This is a genomic window from Sunxiuqinia elliptica, from assembly GCF_900113005.1.
GTDB classification, from domain to species: domain Bacteria; phylum Bacteroidota; class Bacteroidia; order Bacteroidales; family Prolixibacteraceae; genus Sunxiuqinia; species Sunxiuqinia elliptica.
In genome coordinates, this window is sequence record NZ_FONW01000009.1 from 185790 (window position 1) to 206533 (window position 20744).

Sequence of the window (20744 nt, forward strand, 5' to 3'; positions counted from 1 at the left end):
CTAGTTTCCTCCCACTTTTTTTGGTTCTGCTTCAGAAATCCTTGACGGATAAATATCTTTTATCGCGTTTTGTTGATCTCTATCTAGTTTTGTGAAGGACTTACCAAACTTTTGTTTTGCAAGATCCTCTCTCAAATCGTTGATGGCACCTACCAACTCGTTTTGAACAGCGATATATGTTCCATATTGTGTACCAACGTCATTTCGAAGCGAAATAACCCCTTTAGTAACTTCAACCGGTCCAAAGAAATCAACTTCTTTCATTTGTTTCTCTGGAAGGGTTTCTTCATTATAAGGGTTAGCCATAAATTCCTTGGCTTTTTCACGAAGGTTATCAATATTGGTTATTTCACCTTCAACCAACAATTGGTTGTTAGCATTAACCAATACAACAAATACGTTACGTTCTTTAATTGGAGGTGTATCGTCATCCTCTTGCTCCTCTGGAGGCATCGGAGGTAAACGACGTTCCAATCCGCTGTCAACATCCATCGTGGTAGTTACCAGGAAAAAGATAAGCAACATGAAGGCAATATCAGCCAACGATGAGCCCGGTATTTCAGGTACTTTCTTTGCCATAATTAAATTATTTTTCCTGTGTTATCCACAATAGTGTTTACTTAAAAATTCTACTTACCGAAGAAACAGCAATACCAACAAGTGCTAGGATAAACAACACATAAGTCGTGTATAAACCTGTTCCAACCATTTTCGAAATAGAATTGGTCAATGTTCCGTCAGCTAAAAACTTCTCAACATTGTAAAATTGAGGGATAGCGTCTGACGCCAAAGCGTAGGATATACCAATAATGACGGCTCCGAAGACCAAAGAAATAAGGCCTTTTTTAGCTGCATCTTTATCAGTAAAGGTAGTTACAAGTGCAAAAATAACAGCAATTACTGCTCCTACCCCTAAAAGGATATAGGTCCAAACCAAGTTCGTATTGATCCAAGCTCCCATAGTAGGATCAGCTTCATTCTCACTGATATTAGTCATCATAGACACAATCAGAACTGCTGAAACTGCTAAAAGCACCCATAACAAGATGGTTGTTACTTTATCTAGTTTCATAAAATTACTTATTTTTTAAGATTGTGTTTAACTAAGATGTCAATCAGTGAAATGGAAGCATCTTCCATGTTGTTAATAATGCTGTCAATTTTAGCAATACAATAGTTATAGAATACTTGCAGAATCATGGCAACTACAAGACCAGAAACGGTTGTAATCAAAGCCACTTTAATACCACCAGCAACAAGAGCCGGGCTGATATCACCTGCTACTTCAATCGCATCGAAAGCTGCGATCATACCAATTACAGTACCCATGAAACCAAGCATTGGAGCCAAGGCAATGAACAAAGAAATCCAGCTCAAACCTTTTTCCAACAAACCTGCTTGCACACCACCGTAAGAAACAACCGTTTTTTCTACCACATCCAAACCTTCTTCTGAACGGTCAAGACCTTGATAAAAAATACTTGCAACTGGTCCGCGAGTGTTACGGCAAACTTCTTTTGCTGCTTCAATACCACCGTTATCTAAAGCTTCTTCAACTTTAACTAATAGTTTTTTAGTATTGGTTGTTGAAAGGTTCAGGTAAATAACCCTTTCTAATGACATAGCAAGACCCAAAATTAAACAGATCAAAACGAAAGACATGAAAGCTGGATCACCTTCAATAAACTTTTGTTTCAACTGGCTGTGCAATGATTTACCTTCCTCAGCTGCAGCTGCAGCTTCCTCTTCAGCATCAGCGGCTAAATCAACAGCAGGAGCAGAATCTTCCGCTGCTACTTCAGTTGTTGCTTCATCTGTTTGATCCTGAGCAACGGCATTGTTCGACGCTCCAAAGTAAAGCATCCCAAGAACTGCTATAAACGCAAATAGTTTTTTCATCATTGGTTTTAATTTTAATTAGTAAATCTTCTGAATTTTAAATTTTATAATACTATTTGTTGTTTTATGTTTATAGTCGCCAACAAGACCAGCTTGAGGCGACTTTATTTTCACTCAATCTAAAGGTTGCTACCTTCTTTTATTTAGAACGTTAACCTTCACGCGGAGAGAGAGGGATTCGAACCCTCGGTACCCTTGTGGGGTACACACGCTTTCCAGGCGTGCCAGTTCAGCCACTCCTGCACCTCTCCAATATGTTTCTGGCACCAGTTTTTTTTCAGGGCTGCAAAATACAAAAAAAATGTGAAAAAGAAATAAGCTACTCACTTATTTCACCGCTCAAATTTTTACGTAAATGCATCTTGACATCCTCATGGTTTAGCCCTTGTCCAAGCAGGAACATCAGTTTGGTTACAGCAGCTTCGGTCGTCATATCTTTACCACTTACCACCCCTATTTTTTTCAGTTCCCGACTGGTTTGATACTGCCCCATTTTTACTGTTCCTCCCTGACACTGTGTTACGTTAACACAAATGACATTTCGCCTCAAGGCTTTCTTTATTACCCGCACCAGCCAGCTCAATGTTGGAATATTTCCTGAGCCAAAAGTTTCGAGCACAACGCCTCGAATACTGGGGATGTTGATAATTTGTTCAAAAATCTCCTGATTCATTCCAGGAAAGATCTTCAATACAACGACCCGGTCATCAAAATTAGAACTTACTTTCAAAATACCTTTCTTCACCGGATGGTAAATATTCTCATGAAAAAAGCGAATATCAACCCCTGCCTTGGCGAGAATTGGGTAATTGACCGAGTCGAAAGCACTAAAATGATCGGCATGCCGCTTTACAACCCGATTCCCCCGGTAAAGTTTATTATCGAAATAGATGCAAACCTCAGGAACAATAGTCGTGCCATTCTCCTGAGCAGCAGCAATTTCTATAGCAGTTATTAGATTTTCTTTCCCATCCGTTCGCAATACCCCAATCGGTAACTGCGAACCAGTCATTACCACTGCTTTATCCAGGTTCTCCAACATGTAACTTAAGGCTGAAGCCGTATAGGCCATGGTATCGGTACCATGCAAAATAACGAAACCATCGTATTTCCGATAATTTCGTTGAATCATTTTAGCCAGTCGTCCCCAGGTTTTGGGTGACATATCAGAAGAATCGAGTGGAGGATTGAAGGTAATGGAATCTAAATGGCAACCTAGGCGTTTTAGTTCCGGCACTTCTTCTACAATTTGGTCAAAGCGAACAGGGGCCAACGCACCATGTCCGTCTTTTTGCACCATCCCAATTGTCCCTCCGGTATAAATTATAAGTATCGACCTATTATCCACGGGATAAATTTTAAGCGACAAAGTTAAAGAAACATCTGATTAAATACCGAATAAATTGATGGCATTTGCTGATGTAATTTTTGCTACTTCATTGACTGAGATATCGTGAAGTTCAGCAATCTTCCGGGCAATGTGAATCAAATAGGCACTTTCGTTTCGTTTTCCACGGAATGGGGTTGGTGTTAAATAAGGTGAATCGGTCTCCAGCATGAGATGCTGCGGATCAATCTGCTGAACAACCTGATCAAGACCACTATTCTTAAATGTTACAATACCTCCAATCCCAATCTTAAGCCCTAAATCGGTAATTTTCTGAGCCTGATCAAGAGTTCCCGTAAAACTATGGAAGACTCCGGATAAACGTTCATCCATTTCCTCCTTAACGACAGCATAAACCTCTTCAAACGACTCACGGACATGAAGAACAACCGGAATGTTGTATGCTTTTGCCAACTTTAGCTGATGCCGAAAAGCTTCTGTTTGCTCTTCAATATAAGTTCGCTCCCAATACAAATCGATTCCAATTTCCCCAATTCCATAAAACTTCCTTTTTTTCAGCCAGAATTCAACAAGCTCCAGTTCTTCTTTGTAGTCTTCGCCAACTGAGGTTGGATGCAACCCCATCAGCGGGAAACAAATCTGAGGATACTGATCTACTAAATCCAGCATCTTCTTTACGGATGAACTATCGATATTAGGAAGAATAATTTTACGAACATCATTATCATATGCCCGGGTAATGACATCATCTATGTCATCATTAAAGTCCTCAGAATAAATATGAGAGTGTGTATCAATTAACATTTCAAAAATTTGGCTCAAAGAAAACTAAATTCATGTAGTAAACCTTAAAACCAATATTATCTAATTGATAATTCGATTTTGAAACGAACAAATGATACACACGCTCAACTATTCTGGAAACTGTTTTAATTCCTAAACAACCCCTTGAGCCAACATGGCATCGGCAACTTTCACAAAACCACCAACGTTAGCTCCTTTGATGTAATTGATTTTATCTCCAACTCGTCCGTAACGAACGCAAGTTTCATGAATCTCGCGCATAATCATATGTAAACGAGCATCAACCTCTTCTCGTGTCCAGTTCAGTCGCTGACTATTTTGAGTCATCTCTAAACCAGATACAGCAACACCACCGGCATTCACAGCTTTTCCCGGAGCATAGCTAATTTTTTCCGACAAATACTCGGCAGCTTCGGAAGTACAACCCATATTGGAAGCTTCGGCAAATAAGAAGCAGCCATTTTCTACCAACATTTTGGCATCTTCCAAGTCCACTTCGTTTTGGGTCGCACAAGGAATCGCAATATCAACCTTTTGCTCCCAAGGTTTTTTACCCGCAAAGAATTGAGCACCAAATTCAGCAGCATAAGGCTCAACCACATCATTATTCGTTGCCCTCAATTCCAGCATGTATTCAACTTTCTCTCCGCTGATTCCTTCAGCATCATATATGTAGCCATCAGGGCCTGAAATGGTAACCACTTTACCTCCCAGTTCATTGATCTTAGAGATCGCTCCCCAGGCAACATTTCCAAATCCAGAGACTGCAAATGTTTTTCCGGCAATACCTTTACCCAATTCTTCCAACATGTGGTGTACAAAATAAACAGCACCAAAACCAGTAGCTTCCGGGCGAATTAAACTACCACCCCAGGCAAGACCTTTACCGGTCAACACACCTGTGAACTCATTCCGGATGCGTTTATATTGTCCAAAAAGGTAACCAATTTCGCGTCCACCAACACCAATGTCTCCCGCAGGAACATCCGTATTTGGTCCAATATGACGCTGCAGTTCGGTCATGAAGCTTTGGCAAAAGCGCATAATCTCATTGTCTGATTTTCCTTTTGGACTGAAATCAGATCCGCCTTTTCCTCCACCCATCGGCAAAGTGGTCAAGCTGTTTTTAAAGGTTTGCTCAAAACCTAAGAATTTTAAAATTGAAAGAGTAACGGTTGGGTGAAAACGCAAACCGCCTTTGTAAGGCCCCAAGGCTGAGTTAAACTCAACACGGTACCCTCTGTTAATTTGAACGTCGCCTTGATCATCGACCCAAGGGACCCGGAACATAATAATCCTTTCCGGCTCAACCATACGTTCGAGTATTTTTGCTTTTTTATACCGTGGATTTTTTTGGTAAGCATCCCAGATGGACTCAACCACCTCTTGAACAGCCTGATGAAACTCATTTTCACCTGGTGTTTTGGCTATTAAAGCCTGCATAAATTCATTGATATCTGTTCTCATCTTGTTTATTTTATATTCAAAATGAATAACCTTTATACGTAACAAAGGAAAGGACGAAATTAGCCTTAAAAACTGACTTTAGTCCACGTATTTCGCCGGAGATGAATGTTTAATAACACTAACAAATATCAGAATCAGCTTTTTAGCTTTCAAAAAATATTTGGGAACAAGTAGGAACAAACAAAATGGTCACTTCGTAACGCTACGAGGCGACCATTTTGTTACTCGAAAGGCTTTCGAATATTCAATCAGTAATTTTGATGTTAAACATTTCCTTGTGCCCGCATTGCTTTGGCGACTTTCACAAAGCCTGCAATGTTCGCTCCATCAACATAGTTTACCCAGTCTCCCGGACGCTCTCCATAGGTTACACACATTTTGTGAATACTTTTCATGATGGTATGCAAGCGCTGATCCACCTCATCCCGCATCCAGTTTAAGCGCATGCTGTTTTGAGCCATTTCCAATCCAGAAACCGCAACTCCGCCTGCATTAGCCGCTTTCCCCGGAGCAAATAAAATACGGGCTTCCAAGAACTCATGCACGGCGCCAGGCTGACAAGGCATATTGGCCCCTTCCGACACCACTTCACAACCATTTATCAGCAAAGCTTTCGCCTCTTCCTGGCTAATCTCATTTTCGGTAGCACACGGCAAGGCGACATCACACTTCACTCCCCATGGACGCTTGCCGGGATAATATTCACAACCGTACTTCTCAGCATATTCTTTAATGCGTCCCCGCTGGATGTTTTTCAACTCCATTACATAATCCAACTTCTCCCGATCAACTCCTGCCGGATCATAAATGTAACCGCTCGAGTCCGATAACGTCACAACCCGACCTCCCAAATCCAACACTTTCTCTGCGGCATATTGTGCAACGTTCCCCGAACCAGAGATCGTCACCACTTTCCCGCTGAAAGACTCTCCTCGGGACTTCATCATCTCTTCAGCAAAATATACCGCACCATATCCCGTTGCTTCCGGCCTGATTAAACTACCGCCCCACTCAAGCCCTTTTCCGGTCAGTACTCCGGCAAACTCATTCCGAATACGCTTATACTGTCCAAACAAATAACCGATTTCGCGTCCCCCGACACCAATATCTCCAGCCGGGATGTCTGTATTCGCACCAATATGCCGCTGAAGTTCAGTCATAAAACTCTGACAAAAACGCATCACCTCATGATCCGTTTTATTCTTCGGATCAAAATCGGATCCCCCCTTTCCTGCTCCCATAGGCAGACTGGTCAGGCTATTTTTGAACGTCTGCTCAAACGCCAAAAACTTCAAAATGCTCAAGTTGACAGTGGGGTGAAAACGCAAACCGCCCTTGTAGGGGCCCAAGGACGAATTCATCTCAACTCGAAAACCACGATTAACCTGAAGCATACCTTGATCATCAATCCAAGGAACACGAAACTGGATAACTCGCTCAGGTTCAACTAAACGTTCAAGGATTTTTAATTGAACGTAGTTCGGATTCTCTAACAAATAAGGGGTGACAGACTCTACAACTTCATGAACTGCTTGGTGAAATTCGCTTTGAAATGGATCCAAAGCCTTAACGTAATTCATGAAGGACTCTACAAAACGACTCACTGACTTTTCCATAACGCACCGCTTAAAGTTTATAATAAGTTCATAAAATTCAAGCAATTACACAAGCTGCTATTCAACACGACATATCTTTAACAATCAATACAATACCCTGCTATTTTCGAGTGAGTATCAACAATTCCGGACCTAAATTGTACTTTTGCATAGAATTCTAAAAACAAGAACAATGAAACAAGCTGAAATTCATACCACCAAAGGGGTAATGAAAGTGAACTTTTACGAGGAAGATGCCCCTGGCACAGTTGCTAATTTTGTTAAACTATCAAAAGATGGATTTTACGACGGACTAACCTTCCACCGTGTCATTCCAAATTTTGTCATTCAAGGCGGTTGTCCTGACGGAACTGGCGCCGGCGGCCCGGGCTACACCATTAAATGCGAGCTGGATGGTAACAACCAATACCACGACCGCGGCGTATTATCAATGGCACACGCCGGAAGAAATACCGGTGGCTCTCAGTTTTTCATTTGCCACAGCAGAGAAAACACCGCACACCTGGACCGCAATCACACATGCTTTGGAAAAGTATTTGAAGGCGTAGAGGTAATTGACGCGATTCGCCAAGGAGACACGATTGAAAAAATCGTTATCTTAGAAGACTAACAGGACAGGGCTGGCACTATTTGCCAGTCCTCTCTTATAAAAGTCAGTAGTATGTTTGGTGCTGGATCCATTGCGTCCATGGTGCAAACCATGAAAAATAACCGAAGTCTTTTAAAAGAAAAGACACAAGCATTTAAACACCGAACGGTAAAAGATGGTCCGTTTACTCACAACAAACTTAACTTCAAAAAAGCAACACCCAGAGAGTTTGAATTATTTCGTAGAAAGCTTTTAGCGGAAAAAAGAAGAGAGAAACAGATAAGAACGCTTCTGTGGATTCTCGCCATCCTTCTGCTATTCATCATACTGTATTTCATCTCCAACTAACCCAAATCTACTGTTACTGTCTTTGCTTCAAATATTGAGTTGCAGCTTCCAAATCTTCAGGCGTATCAATGCCAATACTCTCAAAAGCTGTCTGTCCAACCTTAATGACAAAACCATTTTCCAGCCAACGCAGCTGCTCCAACGATTCAGCCAATTCCAATACCGAAGGTTTTAGTTGCGTAATTTGCTGCAACACTTGTTTTCGGTAAGCATACATCCCCAAATGCCCATAAAACGTATGCTTCGCAAGCCACTCTTCTTTTTCGACACCACGAATATGAGGAATTGCTTCGCGTGAGAACAACAAGGCATTCTTTGCGGCATCCAACACTACTTTGGGACGATTCGGATTAAAAAGAACTTCTGTTTTCTCAATCTTTTTCACCAAAGTGGCAATCTCTGTTTTCGGGTCTTCAAAGCATGCCTTCAGGGTTTCAATTTGCTCTGCCCGAACAAAAGGCTCATCTCCCTGAATATTGATTACCACATCAAACGATACGCTGGCAGACAATTGAGCTGCTGCCTCTGCACAACGGTCGGTTCCACTCTGATGATCATTCCGGGTCATCACATAATTTCCACCAAAAAGCTCAACTGCCTGAGCAATTCGTTCATCATCGGTAGCAATCCAAACCCCATCAAGTGCCTGTGCCGCATTTTCATAAACATGTTGAATAATTGGCTTGCCATCCAGAATTGCCAACGGTTTTCCCGGGAACCGGGTTGACGCATAACGCGCAGGTATTATTCCAATAAACTTCATCCCCTAAATTTGTTTGTCCTTTTCAAAGAAAAATAATCAACCTTCAAAGATAATAGATCCTTAGCTATTCCGCTCTCAATCATTTGCAGCTTCTAAATCTGGCTAGCAGAACCCGTCATAAAACAACTTTCAAAATCAAGCAACTATTTATTGTATAACGTATGACAAAAAGAGAACTTTTGTAAAGCCAAGTCAGATCAGTGTCTCATACTTCCTAACAATACATGCCCTGAAACCTTACAAAATAAACTTTACACCGGAGTTTACCCAGCGAACATTGAATGCGAAAATTGCTATCTTAAGCCCTTCAAAATTCTACAACTTTTTTTGACCTTGCAATTTCGTCAGAAAATCTAAAAAGTGTTAAATCTGCCCTTATTAGCCGATTCGATAGGATTCTTGACCGATAAAACAAAGGCTTTAAAAGTTAAAATTGTAACTTTGTCAGTTGAAAATTCAGTGTCAAAAATATGGATGTTCAGGAAATAAAACAACGTTTTGGAATAATTGGGAACGCCGCCGGACTTAACCGAGCGATTGAAGTGGCCGTACAGGTTGCTCCAACTGATCTTTCGGTACTCATTACCGGAGAAAGCGGTACAGGAAAGGAAGCTTTCCCTCAAATCATACATCAATTTTCAGCTCGCAAGCATGGCAAATACATCGCAGTCAACTGCGGGGCAATCCCCGAAGGAACAATTGACTCCGAACTTTTTGGCCACGAGAAAGGAGCTTTTACCGGCGCCTTATCTGACCGGAAAGGTTATTTCGAGGAAGCTGATGGCGGAACCATTTTCTTGGATGAAATTGGCGAACTTCCCCTCTCCACTCAAGTACGTTTGTTACGGGTGCTCGAGGCAGGAGAGTTCATGAAAGTGGGTTCATCCAAAGTATTGAAAACAAATGTCCGGGTTGCTGCGGCAACCAATGTCGATATTCCAACGGCTATTCAAGAAGGGAAGTTCCGGGAAGACTTGTACTACCGGTTAAATACCGTTCCAATCCGCATCGTTCCTTTGCGTCATCGCCGTGAGGATATTCATCTGCTTTTTCGCAAATTCGCCAGTGATTTTGCCGAACGCTATCGCATGCCTCCAGTTCGACTTGATGAAGAAGCGCAAAGTGTGCTGGAAAGTTTCGACTGGCCGGGAAATGTGCGACAACTCAAAAATATTACCGAGCAAATATCGGTCATTGAGCAAAACCGGATGATCGATGGACAGGCCATGAGAAACTATCTCCCCACTGCCGAACATCATCTTCCAGCCCTATACAAGGGAGTGGATGAGAAAACATTTGCCAACGAACGAGAAATTCTCTACCAGGTTTTATTCGACATGAAGAAAGACATGAATGACCTGAAGAAGCTGGTACACGACCTGATGGTAGATGGAGCAGATCGCCCGGGATTTCACTCAGACAATGCACAAATTATTCGGAAAATATACCAACAAGACGAAGGTCCATTGGTACCCGAAACACCCACACAAGCTCCTATTCATTATAATGAACCGATTAGTCGGGACGACATTCAGGACACCGAAGAATTTGTAGAAGAGTCGCTTTCTTTGGAAGAGAAAGAAATTGAGTTAATTAAAAAAGCCCTTCATAAACACAACGGGAAACGTAAGTACGCAGCACAAGAGCTAGGTATTTCAGAACGTACGTTGTATCGAAAAATTAAAGAATATGACATTAATTAAGAGTTTGCGGAGCTGGATGCTCGTCATTGTACTTGTTGTGGCAGGAAGTGGTTTATTTCAGAGCTGCAAGGTTTCCTATTCGTTTACGGGAGCCTCCTTGTCTCCTCTGGTAAAAACATTTACGGTATACTATTTCCCGAACCGGGCGCGGCTAATTAACCCCAACTTAAGCCAACAACTCACCGACGGCCTTCAAGATAAACTGTTGCGTCAAACATCTTTAGATTTGGTTGAAGAACGCGGGGATCTTGAATTTGAAGGTCAGATTACAGGATACGACACTCGGCCAATGAATATTTCCCAAGGAGACCAAGCTGCGCAAACCCGGCTGACTGTCACCGTACGGGTAAAATATACCAACAACCTCAACCACGATGAGGATTGGGAAAAGACCTTTACGGCCTATGAGGATTACGATGCTAGAAGAATTTTGAGTGAAGTCGAGGATGAACTTGTTGAAGCGATTTTGGAAAAACTAACGGAAGATATCTTTAACGCATCAATTGCAAACTGGTAATGCAAAAAGAAGCATTTTACGACTACCTGCAGCACCCCGAAAAGTTGAACTCAACCAGCTTGGACGAGCTCAAACAAGTAGTTGAAAGCTATCCTGCCTTTCAATCTGCCTGGATCCTGCTGCTTAAGAATATGAAGATGCTTAATCACCCGGAGTTTGAGAATTACCTCGAGCAAGGAGCAATCCGCATCGCAGATCGTCGTAAGCTATACCATTTCCTTCATCAGGAAGAGGCTGAACAAGAACTGGAGCCAGCTGTAGAACCACAGTCAGAGCTGGACCCGCTTGCTAAAGAATATATGGCTCCGGGCTACTATTTATTGGATGCTCCTCGTGAAACAAAACAGGAGGAATCCTTGGTTGATTTGATCCGTTCGATCCGGAAAACAGAAGCTCCAAAACCGGAGACTTCCCCCGATATTTCAGGCGAAGAACAGACTCAACCAGAAGCTGAGCACTCATTTGTGACTGAAACTCTTGCAAAAATATACTGGCAACAAAAACATTACAAAAAAGCGATTCAAGCTTACGAAAAATTAAGTTTGAAATATCCGGAAAAAAATACTTACTTTGCCGGGCAGATTGAGAAACTGAAAAAATTAACGAATTAATAAAGACACCATGTACACGCTAATCACTGTTTTAATTTTCATCACTTGTATTCTTTTGATCCTAATTGTATTGGTTCAAAACTCAAAAGGTGGTGGTTTGGCAAGTAACTTCCAATCATCTAACCAAATCATGGGTGTTCGTAAAACGACCGACTTTCTGGAAAAAGCAACTTGGGTATTAGCTGCAGCACTGCTTTTCTTCTCGGTTTTAGGAAGTGCATTTATTCCACGTTCAGCTGAGCAAATTAACCAATCAGCAATTAAAGATCAGATTGAAAATGCCGTTGATCCAACAGCTGTTCCAAACTTCCCAACAACGACTCCTCAAACGGATGATTCAGCGGAAGAAACTCCAGCAGAATAAATTTTATACAATTCTATAAATGACAAACCACTCGCATGCGAGTGGTTTTTTTATGTCCAAATGTCAGGCCACTCAACAACCTGACAAAACACTCAAACGACTGTCTTACAGAACAAAAACAAATAACACAGACATTCTCATCTCAGTCAAAATGAAAAAATGTCTCAAAACTGACTGTCATTCTCCCCATTCAATGTTTGGCATAAAATTCGATAGATAAGGGTGTCAATTTAAAAATATGTCTAACTAAAATAATTTGAAAAGATGGCAGAGTTAAAAGGTAAAATCCTTGCAGGTAAAATCCTGGTTCAACCACAGGAAGCAGAGACAAAAACAGCAAGTGGAATTATTATTCCAGATTCAGCTAAAGAAAAGCCACAAGCTGGGCAAGTTGTATTGGTTGGTGCTGCAAAAAAAGACGAACCAATGGAACTAAAAGCTGGTGATACTGTTTTCTACGGAAAGTATTCTGGTACTGAGTTGAACATCGACGGGACTGACTACTTGTTGATGTCACAAACTGATGTTTTATACATTGTTTAATCAAAATTCAAAACTTCTAAAAAAAGAATAACAATGGCAAAAGAAATTAAATTCGATATCGAAGCAAGAAACTTGCTGAAAGAAGGCGTAGACCAGTTGGCTAATGCTGTTAAAGTAACTTTAGGACCAAAAGGACGCAACGTCGTTATTGAGAAAAAATTCGGTGCTCCTCAGATCACTAAAGATGGTGTAACTGTAGCTAAAGAAATCGAACTATCAGACGCATATGCCAACATTGGTGCACAAATGGTGAAAGAAGTAGCAAGCAAAACTGGTGACGACGCTGGTGATGGTACGACTACTGCCACCGTTTTGGCTCAATCAATTGTTAATGTTGGTTTGAAAAACGTTACTGCCGGTGCCAACCCAATGGACCTGAAACGTGGTATCGATAAAGCTGTTTCTAAAGTTGTTGAGACCATCAAATCTCAAGCTCAAAATATTGGCGACGATTACAGCAAAATCAAGCAAGTAGCCAAAGTATCAGCTAACGGTGATGAAGAAATCGGTTCTTTGATCGCTCAAGCCATGGAAAAAGTTCACAAAGAAGGTGTTATTACTGTTGAAGAAGCCAAAGGAACTGAAACTTACGTTGATGTTGTTGAAGGTATGCAATTCGACCGTGGTTACATTTCTCCTTACTTTGTAACTGATACCGAAAAAATGGAAGCTAGCTTAGAAGCTCCTTTCATCCTGATCCACGACAAAAAGATCAGCACCATGAAAGATCTGCTTCCTGTACTGGAACAAACAGCTCAAAGCGGACGTCCATTGATGATTATTGCTGAAGATGTTGACGGTGAAGCATTGGCTACACTGGTGGTTAACCGCCTACGCGGATCATTGAAAGTATGTGCTGTTAAAGCTCCTGGATTTGGTGATCGTCGTAAAGAAATGTTGGAAGACTTAGCAATTTTGACTGGTGGTACTGTTATCACTGAAGAAAAAGGAATGAAGTTGGAAGACGCAACAATTGAGATGCTTGGCCAAGCTGAGAAAATCACTGTTGACAAAGAAAACACAACTGTTGTTTCAGGTGCTGGCGATGAAGAAGCGATCAAAGCAAGAGTAAGCATGATCAAACGTCAAATCGAAGCAACAACTTCTGACTACGACCGCGAAAAACTGCAAGAGCGTCTGGCTAAATTAGCTGGTGGAGTAGCTGTTCTTTACGTAGGTGCTGCTTCAGAAGTAGAAATGAAAGAGAAGAAAGACCGTGTTGACGATGCCTTGAGTGCAACTCGCGCTGCTGTTGAAGAAGGAATCGTTCCTGGAGGTGGTGTAATGTTTATCCGTGCAATTGCTTCTCTTGAAGGTTTAACTGGCGAAAACGAAGACGAAACAACTGGTATCGAGATCGTTAAACGCGCCATTGAAGAGCCATTGCGTCAAATCGTTGCCAATGCTGGTAAAGAAGGTGCAGTTGTGGTACAAAAAGTACGCGAAGGAGAAGGTGATTTCGGATACAACGCACGTATCGACGAATACCAAAACCTTTATGAAACTGGTGTAATCGACCCAGCAAAAGTAACTCGTGTAGCCCTTGAAAATGCAGCATCAATTGCTGGTATGTTCCTAACTACTGAGTGTGTATTGGTTGACGAAAAAGAAGATGCTCCTGCAGCTCCTGCTATGCCTCCAATGGGTGGCGGTATGGGCGGCATGATGTAATCAGTCTCAATACCCAAACAGAAATTAGTAAATCTGTTATAAATCAAAAGCAGCGTATCAATTGGATGCGCTGTTTTTTTATGTCCTAACAGGAAGTTAAAAGCACAACTAGATCTTTAAGTAATAGACTTTAGTTTCGGGCATCTTGTAGCAATTCAGTTCCACAAAGAGAATCCATCCCTGCATAGCCTCTCCCCACGTCTTTCAAATTAGCGGGCAGATCTTCAGTCCTATTTTCTGAAATTAAATGGAAGGTTGTAATAGACCGAATAAGAGAAGTCAAAGTTGAATTTTTTCTCTGCCGGCCCATAGCCTGGATTAAAATAAACATGAGGAATATCGAAATCCTTCTGATTCAGCTTCAACTTACCTCGAATACCCCAGCCTAAAAAGAAATTCTTAAAGATTTCTCCTTTCATGCCCAAGACAAATTCAGCCCATTGGGCATTGTAATTTTGCCGGCCAAAGCTCCCTGTGATATCGCCCCAGTAATTAGGGATCAGGTACTCTTTCACCTGCTGGTTGGCAAAGTCAAAACCATAGCGCAAGCCAACATACACCATATCCATGTCTTTTTGGTGTTCAGCAACCAACAAGTTATAATCAAACCCTAAACGGGTATATGATCCGGAAGAACTATAATCGACATAGTCTTGTCTCATTCGAAGCTTTTCCCAACCCGTTTCCAACACCGGATACAGGTTAGGCACCAATTCAAAGTCAAAACTTAACTCCGTACCATAACGATTACCCTTATTCCACAAATGCTGCATTGAGCGTGAAATATCAAGTCCCACACGCAACCCATCCATATGAATGAATTTATCCGTCCGTTTGGGTTTCAGTTTGAGCTCGCGCTCTTGCCCCTGACTAATTAGCGTCAGCAGGCAAAGAATTAATGTAAAGCTGAATATTCTCATGCCAGTTTTTAGTCACCGCGCTATCTGTTACCTCGTAATCTTCAATTCGATTAAAGGTATGTTTAACATCTAAAATTTTGTACTCGTTATAAAAGCCACTTTCTGCCGACTCAAAAATCAACTCTTTATCGTGTGTAATAGTCAACGTATCGGCAATCGAATCCAGCAAAATCACAAAACTGGTTTCCGTTTTCGCACTCATTGGCAAACGAAAGTCGCTGGTTATTTCCTGGTAAATCCAAATGGTATCATCCATGTCAACACCATAAACGGATACTTTTGGCGAGCCTGTTGCTTCTTCATCAACATACTTCACCTTTACCTGAAGCAATGCCTGAGGAGGTGGATCAAACACTTCTTTACAAGCGACCAAGGCCAAAGCCCAAAATAAGCCGAAAAGGATTTTCTTCATCATAACAAAGTCAAAAACGCTAATTTAAGGATATTCGGGAGGAAAACAGGAGAATGCCCAAGAACTTTTTAACAGCAGGCCTATTTCTTCTTTTACCTTCTTACAACCGCCATTTAATCCTCCAATGGTTCGGGATGAATAGTAGTAATCAAATCAAATTTCACCTGAATTTCGTTTTCAATTCGGGTACAAATGGCGTGTGCCTCTTTTAATGGCATATTGGATGGCAGCTTAATATGACAACTCAACTCATTATGATTGCCATAACGATGCAAATGAAAATGATGCATATACAATTCCCGATCGAACAGCTGATCAACCTCTTGCTTGATTGCTTCAAGTAATTCCGGATCAATTCGCTCGCCCAACAAGCTCTTAATTTCCTTCGACAATATTTCATAGCTGGCATAAGCAATCATTAAGGCAACAATGAATGCCAATAGCGAGTCGATCCACCAAAAATACTTGCCAACCAAAATCCCAACTAAAATAATTATGGATGAAAGCGAGTCGGTACGATGGTGCCAACCATCAGCTTTTAACACCGATGAATGTGTTTTCCGATAGCCCCAGAAAGCATATTGCGCCAGGGCCTCTTTACCTAAAATTGAAACAATTGTCACCACAATGGCAATTGTACCGAAGCTACCTCCTTCACGACTATTAAACTTCTCGACGGCACTAAGCACAAAATCGAATGCCACTATAGCCAACAATACACCGATAATCACAGCGGCAATGTGCTCAGCCCTACCATGCCCAAAAGGGTGCTCCTCATCGGCAGGCTTACTCGAAAGCTTTCCTCCAAGCAAAACGATAACCGATGAGACCGAGTCGGTTAACGTATGCCAGGCATCGGCAATTAAAGCAATTGAACCAGACACCAGTCCTGCCCAGTACTTCAACCCAAATAACAACAAGTTGGTAAAGATTGAGATCCAACCTTCAAGGATGATATATTTCTTATTATTGCTTTTCATAAACGTAGCTTATAGCTCAGCTTCAACTTACATAATCAATTCAAAAATAAGGCTTGTTTTGATTTAATCAACGCTTTTGGCCGACGAATCAGTTGCAGGAATAAAAACCAGAAAATGAATAATCAGTATCATGATGAAAGCCAGACCGACTCCCGACCAAAATGCTCCACTTAAACCAGACAGCGCATAAAACACCCCAACCAACAATGGGCCAAGGGTTTGTCCAATACGGAGCACCATCGAGTTAACCGACATAAAAGCAGCCCGTTCCTGGATGGATGCAAAACCAACCAATAAATTTTGAATCGATGGAATGACTACCCCATGTCCAAGCCCGAAAACAATCACTGAAAAAGCAATGACCCCATAATTGTCCGCAACCAGCATCAACAAAGAGGCCAGCAAATAGGCTGAACTTCCAACCAAAAGCTGACGCTTCACCGGAATTCGCTCATTCAACCAGCCCAAACGAGAGGACATGATTGCTGTAACCACCGACATAAGTGACATCATCAGGCCAATGTGGTACGAATCAGCATTCATTCGATTTTTCATCATCAGTGGGAAATAGGTCAAATAAGTTCCATATAAAATCAAAAACAAGATGATATTAATAATCAATAAAGCCCACACATTTCGTTGATTAATGGTCTTCCAAACCCGCCCAAAATAAGTCGATAGTTTCTGTTTGTTTTTCGGCTCCGGATTCTTCAGCCCATTCAACACCCAAATGCCCAAAGGAATAGCCAACACCGGAAGAATGAAAATGTATTTCCAGCCTAAAACAGCCAAAATACCACCTACTGCCGGATAAGTTGCCGTGCCAATACTCAACACACTCGCATTATAGCCCATCACCTGGGTCCGCTGATTCCCGGAAAACAAATCTCCGACCAACGTTAGGTTTAGACTTGACAGCGAACTCGCCCCCACTCCTTGCAAAAAACGGAGGACCAATAAACTCCAAAAGCTTGAGGTAAACATACAGCCCACACCGGCTAGCCCAAATAAAAACAGGGAAGGCACCAACACCAACTTCCGACCAAACCGATCGGCCAAAGTGCCCGTAATGGGAGTTAAAAATACCCCCGGCAAGGTAAAAGCAACAATTAGCAGGCCTACTTCCTGAGCGTCAATTCCGAAGTAGGCTATAATATCGGGGAAAGCAGGCGTTATACTTGCCACCCCCATCACCGCAACCAAGGTGATACTAAAAATGATGTATAAGTTCTTTTCTTTAAAAACAGCCCCAGCTGTACCCATAACCTCAAATTTAGTAAAAAGTAAAAGTAAGCATTCTGCTAACAAAATGCGCTTTTCAGCGTTAAGGATAAAAGAACGTTAAACAAACCAATATAGAAACCATCCTACCAGAATAATCCTTTGTTTTTATGCATAGCTTATTGTAACTTATGAAAAAATAAAAATCATGGTGAAACCATTGATTTAGGACAAACAACTAAAAAGACACTATGAAGACAATCATTTTATGTGGGGGAATGGGCACGCGCCTTCGTGAAGAAACTGAATATAAGCCCAAACCAATGGTGCAGATAGGCGGCAAACCCATTTTATGGCATATCATGAAACATTATGCCCACTTTGGGTTTAATGAGTTTATTCTGGCGCTGGGCTATAAAGGAGATGCCATTCGAGAATACTTCCTCAACTTCAACAGCTACAATCAAGACTTTACCGTAGACCTGTCTAACGGTCAAATTGATGTCCACGGCCAACACCACGACACCAATTGGAAAGTTACCCTGGTAGAAACAGGCGAATCATCCATGACAGGCTACCGAACCAAGCTTGCCGGAAAGTACATTGAGGATGATTACTTTATGCTGACCTACGGCGACGCAGTTGCTGATGTAAATTTGCATCAGCTGGTTGACTACGCCAAACAGCAAGATACAATTGGCACGGTTACCGGCGTTTACCCGGCATCAAAGTTTGGCGAAATGGTAACAAACGGAAACCAGGTCAGCCAGTTCAAACAAAAATTGAGAGAGACTGAAGATAAGGAGCCCATTAACGGCGGTTACTTTGTATTCAAAAAAGAGTTTTTGGATTACATCCCCAACGACCCGGGAGCCGATTTGGAATTGGAAGCTTTTGATGCCATTGTCAAGCAAAACCAACTCGCTGTTTATCGTCACAAAGGATTTTGGCAGTGCATGGATACCTTCCGCGACAACCAAATGCTAAATAAAATGTGGGCCGAAGATCCCCGCTGGAAACTCTGGAAAGATTAGTTCCGAGAAAAACATTCAACAACACACCATGGAAATTAAAGAACGAAAAATCAAAGGCGTATACGAAATTCGACTAAAACCACTGCTTGACCCACGAGGTTTTTTTATGCGTGTTTTTGACGAAAAAACATTAACCGAAGCAGGTATTGGCCGCCATTGGGTACAGGAAAATCATTCACGTTCGGAGCAAGCCGGCATCATCCGCGGGCTTCACCTGCAGCTTCCTCCTTTCTCCGAAACCAAGATGCTTCGCTGTTTAAAAGGAACCGTATTGGACGTTTTTGTGGACCTTCGAAAAGGCTCACCAACCTACGGACAATGGGATTCCATTGAGCTAAGTGCCGAGAATAAAAAGATGATTTTCATCCCACGGGGTTTTGCTCATGCCTTTTGCACGCTTAGCGAAATTAGCGAGGTTAGCTACAAGGTAGATAGCATTTACGCCCCTCAATACGAACGGGGACTGATTTGGAATGACGAAACCTTAAACATTGATTGGCCGGTTAAAAATCCAATACTTTCAGATAAGGATCAGAAAAACATGAGCTTTAAAGCTTTTGACGAAGAAACATCGGGCGGACTCGTTATCTAAACCCGCAAAAAAAAGACTTCCCGGTTGATCCATGTTGATAAACCGGGAAGTCTTTTTATAATTGCTTTTCATTTTTTTAGCCTAAACCAAAAAGATTCTTAATTCCCATCAGCACCATATTGATTCCGATCGCGCCAATAAAGAAACCGTTCAATCGGAGCAGAACCTCCATATTTTTATCAAAGGCCGTTTTAAATTTCTTCTTTTCAATCGTATCCCGAAACTTCTTCAGCAAGAAAATAACCAAGAAGTTGACCAGGAAAATTCCGACCAAGGCTAAACCACCTTTTGTATACGAGTGATCGTGAGCCAACAAAATGCTCAACGAAATGGAACCGGCCCCCACCATAAAAGGCAACGCAATTTCCGAAGCTAAGTCATCCAAACTTTCTTTAATAATAATCAACGCCTTTTGCCCTTTTACAATGTAAAAATAGGCATACGAGAAAATAATAACTCCCCCAAAAATCCGGAACGATTCAAAGTCAATTTGAAAAATCTTCCGAAAGAATAAATCTCCGGAGAGAAAGAAAAGGAAGCAAATGGTAAATGAAATAAGGCTGGCCTTGAGAATAACTTTCACAAAATCGCGATGCGATAAATCTTTCCGGATAGGCTCCAGGTAAAGAAACAAGGCAAACGGATTGAGCATGACCAAAAATTCGACGATCGATGACAACATGATTTTCTTCTACTTTATTGAATTCTACTTTGTGCCAGCCAATCAGCCGGCAGATTTCTCTGTTGCGAATAACTGAACATTTTTTTAAACGATCAAATAAAATTAGCTCTTGTTGAGCAAATCAAAAGCTCCGGAGCACGACAACTAATCCACGAGGATAAAGCAAACAACCTACCACACCCAACCGTTTTATTATCAGGATGAAAAAGAAGAACAAAGCCGTACGATGGGGAATATTTCTGATGATTTTTAGTGGGGTGTTTTTTGCCCTCACCCTGCTCATTCCATTTTTGGAGCTCGAAACCAAGCAGAAAGTCGTGTGGTCGTCGGCCAGCTTTATTGCCATGGAGGTGGTGTTTTGGCTGGGCGGCCTGCTGGTGGGCAAAGAACTTTTCACCAAATACAAAGCCCGGCTTAACCCGGGTAACTGGTTTCGCAAAAAAAGCGCCGAAGAAGAGTAAACCACCCCTTCTTCGGAAAAGCCTGAACCTATTCTTCCACCACTTCAACTTCCACTTCCTGTGCCACCCGATCGGCTATAGTTGGAATGCCCAGTTGACGAACTTTCCCGTCTTTCTTAGGTATTTCAACTTCCTTAACCGGAGGAGGAAAGTAGCTACCCGATGAGAGACGGTTCCAAAGCTTATAAAGCTGTTTGGT

23 protein-coding genes and 1 tRNA gene are annotated in these 20744 nt (G+C 41.8%); 10 read left to right on the forward strand and 14 right to left on the reverse strand.

Features of this window, described 5'->3' with window-relative positions; translation table 11 throughout:
* From BM156_RS15695 to gdhA (BM156_RS15730), 8 genes are all read right to left on the reverse strand, one after another.
* The gene (locus tag BM156_RS15695; protein ID WP_093920839.1) at positions 1-579 is read right to left on the reverse strand and encodes a biopolymer transporter ExbD; all 579 of its coding nucleotides are present in this window, start codon (positions 577-579) and stop codon (positions 1-3) included.
* 37 nt (positions 580-616) lie between these two features.
* Positions 617-1072, reverse strand: a complete 456-nt coding sequence (locus tag BM156_RS15700; protein WP_093920840.1) for a hypothetical protein — start codon at positions 1070-1072, stop codon at positions 617-619.
* Positions 1073-1080: 8 nt separating this feature from the next.
* Positions 1081-1902, reverse strand: a complete 822-nt coding sequence (locus BM156_RS15705) for a MotA/TolQ/ExbB proton channel family protein (RefSeq protein ID WP_243745403.1) — start codon at positions 1900-1902, stop codon at positions 1081-1083.
* A 160-nt stretch (positions 1903-2062) separates the two neighbouring features.
* A tRNA-Ser gene (locus BM156_RS15710) sits at positions 2063-2150 on the reverse strand.
* Positions 2151-2218: 68 nt separating this feature from the next.
* Entirely contained in the window at positions 2219-3247 is a 1029-nt protein-coding gene (locus BM156_RS15715) for an asparaginase (protein ID WP_244525752.1), read from the reverse strand.
* 39 nt (positions 3248-3286) lie between these two features.
* The gene (locus BM156_RS15720) at positions 3287-4051 is read right to left on the reverse strand and encodes a TatD family hydrolase (protein ID WP_093920841.1); all 765 of its coding nucleotides are present in this window, start codon (positions 4049-4051) and stop codon (positions 3287-3289) included.
* A gap of 132 nt (positions 4052-4183) precedes the next feature.
* Positions 4184-5518: an NADP-specific glutamate dehydrogenase gene (gene gdhA / locus BM156_RS15725; RefSeq protein WP_093920842.1), complete on the reverse strand. Its 1335-nt coding sequence runs from the start codon at positions 5516-5518 to the stop codon at positions 4184-4186.
* 263 nt (positions 5519-5781) lie between these two features.
* Positions 5782-7134, reverse strand: coding sequence for an NADP-specific glutamate dehydrogenase (gdhA, locus tag BM156_RS15730; RefSeq protein WP_093920843.1), 1353 nt, complete (start codon positions 7132-7134; stop codon positions 5782-5784).
* A 145-nt stretch (positions 7135-7279) separates the two neighbouring features.
* Here gdhA (BM156_RS15730) and BM156_RS15735 point away from each other — a divergent pair, with 145 nt between their 5' ends.
* Positions 7280-7744, forward strand: a complete 465-nt coding sequence (locus tag BM156_RS15735) for a peptidylprolyl isomerase (protein WP_262987310.1) — start codon at positions 7280-7282, stop codon at positions 7742-7744.
* Positions 7745-8084: 340 nt separating this feature from the next.
* On the opposite strand, the gene kdsB is transcribed toward BM156_RS15735, so the two are convergent.
* The gene (gene kdsB / locus BM156_RS15745) at positions 8085-8834 is read right to left on the reverse strand and encodes a 3-deoxy-manno-octulosonate cytidylyltransferase (RefSeq protein WP_093920846.1); all 750 of its coding nucleotides are present in this window, start codon (positions 8832-8834) and stop codon (positions 8085-8087) included.
* A 470-nt stretch (positions 8835-9304) separates the two neighbouring features.
* Here kdsB and BM156_RS15750 point away from each other — a divergent pair, with 470 nt between their 5' ends.
* From BM156_RS15750 to groL, 6 genes are all read left to right on the forward strand, one after another.
* Positions 9305-10537, forward strand: a complete 1233-nt coding sequence (locus tag BM156_RS15750) for a sigma-54 interaction domain-containing protein (protein WP_093920847.1) — start codon at positions 9305-9307, stop codon at positions 10535-10537.
* Entirely contained in the window at positions 10524-11054 is a 531-nt protein-coding gene (locus tag BM156_RS15755) for an LptE family protein (protein ID WP_093920848.1), read from the forward strand. Before BM156_RS15750 ends, BM156_RS15755 begins: the two co-directional genes overlap by 14 nt.
* On the forward strand, positions 11054-11665 hold the full coding sequence (locus BM156_RS15760) for a hypothetical protein (RefSeq protein WP_093920849.1): 612 nt from the start codon (positions 11054-11056) through the stop codon (positions 11663-11665). Before BM156_RS15755 ends, BM156_RS15760 begins: the two co-directional genes overlap by 1 nt.
* A 10-nt stretch (positions 11666-11675) precedes the next feature.
* Positions 11676-12029 carry a preprotein translocase subunit SecG gene (gene secG / locus BM156_RS15765; protein WP_093920850.1) on the forward strand — a complete coding sequence of 118 codons (354 nt, stop codon included), beginning with the start codon at positions 11676-11678 and terminating at the stop codon, positions 12027-12029.
* A gap of 264 nt (positions 12030-12293) precedes the next feature.
* Entirely contained in the window at positions 12294-12572 is a 279-nt protein-coding gene (locus BM156_RS15770) for a co-chaperone GroES (protein ID WP_093920851.1), read from the forward strand.
* Between the two features lie 33 nt (positions 12573-12605).
* Positions 12606-14243, forward strand: a complete 1638-nt coding sequence (gene groL, locus BM156_RS15775; RefSeq protein ID WP_093920852.1) for a chaperonin GroEL — start codon at positions 12606-12608, stop codon at positions 14241-14243.
* 230 nt (positions 14244-14473) lie between these two features.
* Here groL and BM156_RS15780 read toward each other — a convergent pair whose 3' ends face one another.
* The 4 genes from BM156_RS15780 to BM156_RS15795 form a co-directional block, all read right to left on the reverse strand.
* On the reverse strand, positions 14474-15163 hold the full coding sequence (locus BM156_RS15780) for a DUF6048 family protein (protein ID WP_139218310.1): 690 nt from the start codon (positions 15161-15163) through the stop codon (positions 14474-14476).
* Positions 15114-15578, reverse strand: coding sequence for a DUF6452 family protein (locus tag BM156_RS15785; protein WP_093920854.1), 465 nt, complete (start codon positions 15576-15578; stop codon positions 15114-15116). Before BM156_RS15785 ends, BM156_RS15780 begins: the two co-directional genes overlap by 50 nt.
* Before the next feature lie 110 nt (positions 15579-15688).
* Entirely contained in the window at positions 15689-16555 is an 867-nt protein-coding gene (locus BM156_RS15790; protein WP_093920855.1) for a cation diffusion facilitator family transporter, read from the reverse strand.
* 63 nt (positions 16556-16618) lie between these two features.
* Entirely contained in the window at positions 16619-17818 is a 1200-nt protein-coding gene (locus tag BM156_RS15795) for an MFS transporter (RefSeq protein WP_093920856.1), read from the reverse strand.
* A 209-nt stretch (positions 17819-18027) separates the two neighbouring features.
* Here BM156_RS15795 and BM156_RS15800 point away from each other — a divergent pair, with 209 nt between their 5' ends.
* Complete coding sequence (locus BM156_RS15800) at positions 18028-18810, forward strand: sugar phosphate nucleotidyltransferase (RefSeq protein ID WP_093920857.1); 783 nt, start codon at positions 18028-18030, stop codon at positions 18808-18810.
* 28 nt (positions 18811-18838) lie between these two features.
* Positions 18839-19402 carry a dTDP-4-dehydrorhamnose 3,5-epimerase gene (gene rfbC, locus BM156_RS15805; protein ID WP_093920858.1) on the forward strand — a complete coding sequence of 188 codons (564 nt, stop codon included), beginning with the start codon at positions 18839-18841 and terminating at the stop codon, positions 19400-19402.
* A gap of 76 nt (positions 19403-19478) precedes the next feature.
* Here the strand turns inward: rfbC and BM156_RS15810 are convergent, their stop codons facing one another.
* Positions 19479-20084, reverse strand: coding sequence for a MarC family protein (locus BM156_RS15810; protein ID WP_093920859.1), 606 nt, complete (start codon positions 20082-20084; stop codon positions 19479-19481).
* A 200-nt stretch (positions 20085-20284) separates the two neighbouring features.
* Between BM156_RS15810 and BM156_RS15815 the strand changes: the two genes are divergently transcribed.
* Entirely contained in the window at positions 20285-20545 is a 261-nt protein-coding gene (locus BM156_RS15815; protein WP_093920860.1) for a transporter suffix domain-containing protein, read from the forward strand.
* Positions 20546-20744: the final 199 nt, after the last annotated feature.